The 7,634-nt window shown below is 72.8% G+C and carries 8 protein-coding genes; 6 read left to right on the forward strand and 2 right to left on the reverse strand.

What is annotated here, in order from left to right; all coding sequences use genetic code 11:
- From ABT247_RS29710 to ABT247_RS29725, 4 genes are all read left to right on the forward strand, one after another.
- Positions 1 to 1,151, forward strand: a 1,151-nt coding sequence (locus tag ABT247_RS29710; RefSeq protein ID WP_350748567.1) for an MFS transporter, incomplete at its 5' end; no start/stop codon positions are given.
- Positions 1,152 to 1,202: 51 nt separating this feature from the next.
- Entirely contained in the window at positions 1,203 to 1,643 is a 441-nt protein-coding gene (locus tag ABT247_RS29715) for an SRPBCC family protein (protein WP_350748569.1), read from the forward strand.
- Between the two features lie 88 nt (positions 1,644 to 1,731).
- The gene (locus ABT247_RS29720; RefSeq protein WP_350748572.1) at positions 1,732 to 3,078 is read left to right on the forward strand and encodes a carotenoid oxygenase family protein; all 1,347 of its coding nucleotides are present in this window, start codon (positions 1,732 to 1,734) and stop codon (positions 3,076 to 3,078) included.
- A gap of 71 nt (positions 3,079 to 3,149) precedes the next feature.
- Positions 3,150 to 3,716 carry an SRPBCC family protein gene (locus tag ABT247_RS29725; RefSeq protein ID WP_350748575.1) on the forward strand — a complete coding sequence of 189 codons (567 nt, stop codon included), beginning with the start codon at positions 3,150 to 3,152 and terminating at the stop codon, positions 3,714 to 3,716.
- Between the two features lie 138 nt (positions 3,717 to 3,854).
- Here ABT247_RS29725 and ABT247_RS29730 read toward each other — a convergent pair whose 3' ends face one another.
- Together ABT247_RS29730 and ABT247_RS29735 are read right to left on the reverse strand one after the other, a co-directional pair.
- Entirely contained in the window at positions 3,855 to 5,225 is a 1,371-nt protein-coding gene (locus tag ABT247_RS29730; RefSeq protein WP_350748578.1) for a histidine-type phosphatase, read from the reverse strand.
- A gap of 249 nt (positions 5,226 to 5,474) precedes the next feature.
- Positions 5,475 to 6,086 (reverse strand): TetR/AcrR family transcriptional regulator, encoded by a 612-nt coding sequence (locus tag ABT247_RS29735; protein WP_350748581.1) that lies wholly within the window; start codon positions 6,084 to 6,086, stop codon positions 5,475 to 5,477.
- Between the two features lie 87 nt (positions 6,087 to 6,173).
- Between ABT247_RS29735 and ABT247_RS29740 the strand changes: the two genes are divergently transcribed.
- A complete protein-coding gene (locus ABT247_RS29740) occupies positions 6,174 to 6,599 on the forward strand; it encodes a nuclear transport factor 2 family protein (protein WP_350748583.1) in 426 nt (141 codons plus the stop codon).
- Positions 6,596 to 7,444, forward strand: a complete 849-nt coding sequence (locus ABT247_RS29745; RefSeq protein WP_350748586.1) for an NAD(P)H-binding protein — start codon at positions 6,596 to 6,598, stop codon at positions 7,442 to 7,444. Before ABT247_RS29740 ends, ABT247_RS29745 begins: the two co-directional genes overlap by 4 nt.
- Positions 7,445 to 7,634: the final 190 nt, after the last annotated feature.

The following is a 7,634-nucleotide window of genomic DNA, read 5'->3' on the forward strand; positions in this document are numbered from 1 at the left end:
TCCGGGCCGCGATCGACGCCGTGAACAGCGGCCAGTGCGTGCAGTTCTACCCGGAGGGCACGCTCACCCGGGATCCGGACCTGTGGCCAGGAGCGGCCCGCGGCCGGGCCCTGGCGGTCTGGGGCGCGGTGTCCGGCGCGGGCGGGGCCGCGGGGGTGGTGCTCGGCGGCCTGCTGACCCGGGCGTGGGGCTGGCCGTGGATCTTTCACGCGGTGGCGATCGGGAGCTTCGCGGTGCTGGCGGCCACGGCCGTGTGCGTCCCCGCCGCACGGCCGGCGGACCGCGCCCGGTTCGACTGGGCCGGGACCGCCACCAGTGCTCTCGCCCTGACCGCCCTGGTGTGGGGCCTGACCACGGCCCGCCGCTCCGGTTGGACGGACATCGGGGTGCTGGCCGCGTTCGCTGCCGCCACCGTGCTCGCCGCGGCGTTCTGGCGGATCGAGCGCACCAGCGCATCCCCCCTGGTGCCGCCGCGGCTGTTCGCCTCCCGCGACGTGACGGCCGGGAACCTGCTGACCGGTCTGTTCGGCACCGTCTGGATCGCGTTGTTCTTCTTCCTGCCGCTCTACCAGCAGCAGGTCCTCGGCGAGGACCCGCTGACCACCGGGCTGGGCCAACTCCCCCTCGCCCTGGCGAACATGCTCGGCGCGACGCTCGCCCCCGCCGTCGCGGGCCGGATCGGCGGCCGGGCCACGCTCGTCGCGGCGCTGCTGACCGAGACGGCCGGGATGCTGTGGCTGTCCCGCATCAGCGCGGACGGGACCTTCCTCACCGACGTGCTCGGCCCCAGCATCCTGGTCGGACTCGGCCTGAGCGTCGCCTTCGTCCAGCTCACCGGCCTGTCCGTGGCCGGCGTCTCCGGAGCGGACGCGGGCCTGGCGGGCGGCCTGGCCAACACCACCCGTCAGGTCGGCGGCGCCGTCGGTCTCGCCGCCCTGGCGACCGTCGCCGGATCCGTCACCTCCCGTGCTACCGGAAACCAGCCGCCCCTCCAGGCGCTGACCGACGGCTACCGCGCCGCCTTCGCCCTGGGCGCAGCCGTCCTGGCTTGCACCGCGCTGCTCGCCGCCCTGCTGGTGCGCCGCGCCCCCGCCGGCGACCTGCCGCACCGCACACCTCCCCCGGAGCCCGCCGCTCCAGGGCGTCCCTGATTGCCCGACCTCCTGTCCCTCCCTCCGCACAACCCTTCGAAAGGAACCACCGTGCTCACCGTCGACGAGACCGCTCCCGTCATCGTCCGCCTGTCCACCGAGATCGACGCCCCGCTGGAACGCGTCTGGGCCCTGCACACCGGCATCGACGACTGGCCGGTGTGGAACCCCGGCATCGACCAGGCACGCCTCGACGGACCGCTGGCCGAAGGCAGCTCGTTCACCTGGCGCACCCACGGGCTGGAGATCACCTCCACCATCCGCGAGGTGGTGCCCCGCGCCCGGATCGTCTGGGGCGGCCCCGCCGGCGGCATCGAGGGCGTCCACGTGTGGGCCTTCGAGCACGCCGGTGACCGCGTCGTCGTCCGCACCGAGGAGTCCTGGAGCGGCGCGCCGGTCGACGCCGCCACCGAGGAGCTCGCCGCCGCCCTGCGCACCTCGCTGGAGGACTGGCTCACCTGCCTCAAGAACCGTGCCGAGAGGCTGTCCTGACCTTCCCCGCCCCGCCTGCCCCTCACCGAACCGCACCGAACCGCACCGCACCGCACCGATCCGAAGACACGACACGAGGACCGCGAACATGTCCGCCAAGCCCTACCTGACCGGCCACTACGAGCCCGTCGCCGACGAACTCACCGCCACCGACCTGACGGTCGAGGGCACCCTTCCCCCGGAGCTGACCGGGCGCCTGGTCCGCAACAGCCACAACCCCAAGCCCGGCGTCACCCCGACCCACTGGTTCAAGGGCAGCGGCATGGTGCACGGCATCCGACTGCGCGAGGGCCGCGCCGAGTGGTACCGCAACCGCTGGGTGCGTACCCCCGCCCTGGACGGCGCCCCCTACCTGACCGAACACGGCCCGGACCTGACCGCCTCCACCGCCGGCACCCACGTCATCGAACACGCCGGCCGGCTGCTGGCCCTGTGCGAGGCCAACCTCCCGTTCGAACTCACCCCCGACCTCGACACCGTCGGCCCGTACGACTTCGACGGCAAGCTGCGCAGCGCGATGACCGCCCACCCCAAGAGCGACGCCGTCACCGGCGAACTGCACTTCTTCGGGTCCTCGCCCTTCCCGCCCTACCTGGTGTACTACGTCGCCGACGCGGACGGGCACATCGTCCACAGTGCCGAGATCCCCGGCGCCAGCGCCGCGCTCAAGCACGACTTCGCCCTCACCCGTCGCCATGTGGTCTTCGTGGAAGGCACCGTCACCTTCGACCCCGCCGAACACTCCGGCATCCCCTACTCGTGGCAGGACGAGCAGCCCGCCCGGATCGGCGTCATGCCGCGCGGAGCAGGGGGCGCCGAAGCGATCCGCTGGTTCCCGATCGAGCCGGGCAACATGCTGCACGTCGCCAACGCCTACGAGGACGCCCAGGGGCGCATCGTGCTGGAGGGCCCCACCGTCGACCGCGAGGGCTTCGAGCTCTCCTGGAACTGGTGGGTCGGCGCGCCCGGCCGCGGCAGCGAGCCCAACACCCGCTCCTACAACCGCCGCTGGACCGTCGACCTGACCACGGGACGGGTCGACGAGCGGGTGGTCGACGATCTCGCCATCGAGTTCCCCACCCTCAACGAGGAGTTCCTCGGTGTGGAGAACCGCTACCAGTACGCCGTGTCCTTCCCCGACCAGCACGGCTTCGGCGGCTACGGCGTGGTCAAGTACGACCGCGCCACCGGCGAGCGCCGCATCCACGAGGCCGGCGACGCCCGGCTGCCCAGCGAGGCGGTCTTCGTCCCGGCGGCCGGCGCCACCCGCGAGGACGACGGCTACCTGCTCACCGTCGTCTCCGACCTCAAGCAGGACGCCTCCCAGCTGCTCGTCCTGGACGCCGCCGGCCTCGAGCGGATCGCCACCGTCCATCTCCCCCGGCGCGTCACCGCCGGCATCCACGGCTCCTGGATCCCCGACACGACCTCCTGACCCTGCCCCACCCGGCCCCGGGGGCGCCCCGCCCCCGGGGTCTTCGAAGCCTTCACGGAAAGAGCCCTGCCATGCGCGTTCCCGCTGCGGCCACCACCACCGCCCTCACCCTCACCCTGCTGCTCACCGCCTCGACCGCCGCGTCGGCCCTCCCCGCCGACCCGGTGCCCGCCGTGGCGGCCACCCACCGCACCGACGTGCAGATCGACGAACACGCTCCGGTCATCACCCGCGCCGACATCCTGGTCCACGCTCCGCTGCACACCGTCTGGAACATCCAGACCGACGTCGAGAACTGGCCCACCTGGCAGCCCGGCGTCGAGACCGTCACCAAGGACACCCCCGGCCGGTTGCGCCCCGGTTCGGTGTTCCGCTGGAGCACCGACGGCCTCGACATCACCTCCACCGTCCGGCAGGTCGACCACGGCAGGCGCCTCGCATGGGGCGGCCCCGCCCAGGGCATCACCGCCGTCCACGTCTGGACCTTCACGCCCACCCGCAACGGCGTCCTCGTCCACACCGAGGAATCCTGGAACGGTGCACCCGTCACCGCCAACCGGGCCGCGCTGCAGAGCGCCCTTGACGACTCCCTGCACAACTGGCTCACCAACCTCAAGCGCGAAGCCGAAAGCCGGTAACCCGTCCGCCCGGGTCACCGGCGCTGCCGCCCCGCCCGCCAGGACCCTCGTCGACGCCGAGCGCGCAGAACTCGGCACCGACCCCCGGCGGGCCGGGCCGCTTCGCACCCCAGCGGGCGCGCCCGGGGCGCGTACCGGTCAGCCGTGGACCAGGCAGTGCTTGAGCTCGTCGAGCTCGTAGAAGTAACTGCCCTTGGTGACGGGCTTGCAGGACGGTTTGAAGGCCGTCTCCTTCTCGTTGTAGAGCATGCGCACCAGGTACTTCGCCGGCCGTCCCGCGGAGGAGGGCTTCGCGAACAGGTCCCACTGGATGTTCGCGCCCATCGGTGAGACCTCGGCGCCGCGCCACGGGTTGTTCGCGTAGGTGTAGGGCTCGTCAGGGTCGGCGGGCTCGGTGCTTCCGGGCAGTCCCATCAGGGCGGCCAGCGGCTCGATCTCCTCGGCGTGGGTGAAGCGCAGCACCGCGCCGTTGTCGCTGGTGCCGTCGGCCTTGGCCCGGGCCTGGGCGAGGAGGTCGTCGAGGAGGACGCCGGCCATCCTGTAGGTGATCGTGCGTCCGTCGAACGCCGGGCCCTTCTGGTAAAACTCCTCGGCGTCGTCCAGGTACGCGAACCACTGGGCGTCGCGGCGGGCCAGGAACGGGGTGAGGTCGACGTCCGGCGCCTCCACTGCCAGGTCGGGCGCCGCGCTGTAGAGCTGGTGGAGCGAGCGGGCGAAGGAGACCTGGTCCTCGTCGGGCAGCGTCGCGGCGTAGTCGTCCTGGAACAGGCGCCCGACGACGCGGTGTGCCGCTTCGGTGGTGCGGGGGTCGGCGCCGATGTCCGCGAGGACCGCGGCCAGGTCCGGATCACCCTTCAGATACGCCTGGTAGTCGGCGTTCTGGGGCTGCTTGTGGAAGTACAGCCGGTCCCGGTCGGTGACCGGCGCCTTGATCAGGCCCGCCAGCGCCGGGTCCCCGGAGACCAGACCGCCCGTGAACGCACCGGCGCTCGCCACCGTACGCGGAACGCCCGACGTCTCCACCACGATCGGCTCGTGCCGGGCGGCGATGTCCGCGAACAGGTCCGGCAGCCGCTGCTCCATCCTCAGCGCGGTCTGCCGGTGCTCCTCCGCGCCGCGGGCCGACAGGTTGCCGTAGCCGATCCCGGAGGCCGCGGCCAGCAGGGCCTCGACCTGCGGGCCCAACCGGGCACCCAGGTCGGTGAGCGCGTCCTGGCCCTGGGCCTTGTGCAGGGCGGCGAGCACGGCGTCGCCGTCACCGCTGTCCGTCATGGCGCGGGAGCCGTGGCGGGCGACGTTCTCGGTGAAGACCGGTACGAAGCCCTTCGGTGCCTCCTGGTAACGGCCCGGCCCGCCCTGCGGGGCGTACGGTGCTTTCGTCCCGTAGAGATCGCGCCCAGGGCGGGAGTCGGTGGGACGGTCCCGTGCGGAGGCGGTGCCCGTGGTGGACAGCACGCCCACGGCGAGGGAGACGGCCAGGACGGCGGACAGCGAGGCGGTGCGCTTCACAGCGGCCCCTTCGGAATCAGGTCGGATCGGACTACCGGCTGGTAGCCGCGGCCCGCGCACTCTGCCGGGCCCGACCGAACACCTGCCGACACCGGACCGCCACCCCGGTGACGGTCTGTCGAACGCCCGCTGCGGCGGGTCTGCCGCCGGGGCGACCGGACGGTCCCCGCCGTGGTGCCGGCGGGGCCGGATCCGCCGCGCAGGGCCAGGACCGGAGCGCCGACCGGGCCGGCCCCGCCCGCTTCCCGATCACCCCTCGACGCTGGATCCTTGCGGTGCACCGGAGGCCAGTACTCTGCCGACGAAGTTCGCCAACTGTGCCCGCATTCCTTCCCGCGCCACGTGCTCTCCTCCTCCGGCCAGGTGCTCGACGAGGTCGGCCCGCGTGGCGGCGAGCAGGGCGTGGGCGGTGAAGTCGCTGTCCGCGGGGCCGAGGATCTGCTCCAGTACGGCTCGGAGCACGCTGTGCCACCGCTCGTAGTGTTCCGCCCGGTACGGACTGCTGGTCCCGTCCTCCTCCAGAGCCAGCGCGAGGCGCCGGTTGTCGAGTTTGAAGCACAGGACGGCGTCGAGCAGGGCGGGCACGCGATCCCGCGGCGGGGTCGCGGGCCCCAGCGGCGGCGGGCCGGCTTCGATGGCCTCCCTGATCGGTTCGAGCCGCGCCTCGTACAGCGCGCGGAGCAGTCCGGCGCGATCGCCGAAGGCCCGGAAGAGTGTGCCCTTGCCGACGCCGGCCGCTGCGGCGACGTCGGCCATGGTGACGTCCTCGGGGCTCTCGCAGCGGGCGAAGAGGGTGTCGGCGGCCTCGAGCACGGCCTCCCGGTTGCGGGCGGCGTCCTTGCGGGACCTGGGCTCCGGCATGCTGTTCCTCCGTTTGCAAAGCGGACCAGCGGTCCGTATCGTCGAAGCGGACCCGAGGTCCGGATTTCTGTGAACTGGAGGATACCCATGTCCGCACCGACTTCCCCAGCTGATCTGTACCGCCACAGCCTGCAACTGCTGCTCGACAAGGACATCGCCGCCTGGGTCGCCCTGTGGGCCGAGGACGGCCTGATGGAGTTCCCCTTCGCCCCCGCCGGCCGGCCCGGGCGCCTGGAGGGCCGGGAGGCCATCGCCGCCTACATGTGCCACTACCCCGACCACATCGACCTGCACGACTTCCCCGACCTGCGGATCCACCAGACCACCGAGCCGGAGACCATCGTGGTCGAGATGCGCGGCGTCGGCCGCCTGGTGCAGAGCGACGCCCCCTTCGACATGACCTACATCGCCGTCGTGACCGTTCGAGACGGGCGGATCACCTCCTACCGCGACTACTGGAACCCCCTCGCCCTCCAGGAGCCCGGCGCCGACTTCACCGGGAGCAGCCGATGACCACCACCGGCACCACTCTGGTCATCGGCGCCACCGGCACCACCGGCAGCCGCACCGCCGCACAGCTGACAGCCGCCGGCCACCGCGTCAGAGCCGCCGGCCGCCGGGCCGCACCGGTCGCCGGCGCCGAGCCGGTCCTCTTCGACTGGTACGACTCCGCCACCCACGCGGCCGCCCTCGACGGCGTCGACCGCGTCTACCTCGTACCGCCCGTGGGCGACCCCGACCCTGCGGCAACCATGCTGGCGTTCCTGGGTCAGGCCCGCACCGCCGGTGTGCACCGCGCGGTGCTGTTGAGCTCCTCCGCCATCCCCGAGGGCGGCCCGGCGGTGGGAACGGTGCACCGGGCACTGCCCGACCTGTTCGACCAGTGGGCCGTACTGCGGCCCTCGTGGTTCATGCAGAACTTCATCGGCACGCACCTGCACGCCCGTAGCATCCGCGACGAGGGCGTCATCCGGACCGCCACCGGAACCGGCCGGGTCGGCTTCGTCGACGCCGACGACATCGCGGCCGTGGCCGTCCGCGCTCTGACCGACGAGCAAGCCCCCAACACCGATCTCGTCCTCACCGGACCCGAGGCGCTCGGCTACGACGACATCGCCGCGATCATCACCGAGGTCACCGGGCGGGCCGTGGTCCACCACCGTCTGTCCTACGAGCAGCTGCGCGATCGCCTCACGACGCAGCTGCCGATGGAGTTCGCGGCCATGCTGGCCGGCATGGACCGCGCCATCGCCGGAGGGGCGGAGGACCGCATCACCGACACCGTCCAGCGCCTCACCGGTCGGCCCCCGCGCAGCTTCCAGGCGCTCCTCAGGAGGCAGCTGCCAAACGGAAGTTGATGTGCCGGGACGATCAGCCGTTCCGGTTCGAGTCCCTACGTGATTCCGCCCGCCTCGCGCTGTTCGGCGACCGCCCGGCCCGGTCTCTCGCTGCTGCCGGTCACGGGCCGGGGGCTCGACGGACCCCGGGCGAGCCCGCCGCCGGGCCCGAGCACCGCTCGGCCCGTGCCTACTGGGAGTTGGCGGGGCT

The organism is Kitasatospora sp. NPDC001539 (genome assembly GCF_040298565.1).
GTDB lineage: Bacteria > Actinomycetota > Actinomycetes > Streptomycetales > Streptomycetaceae > Kitasatospora.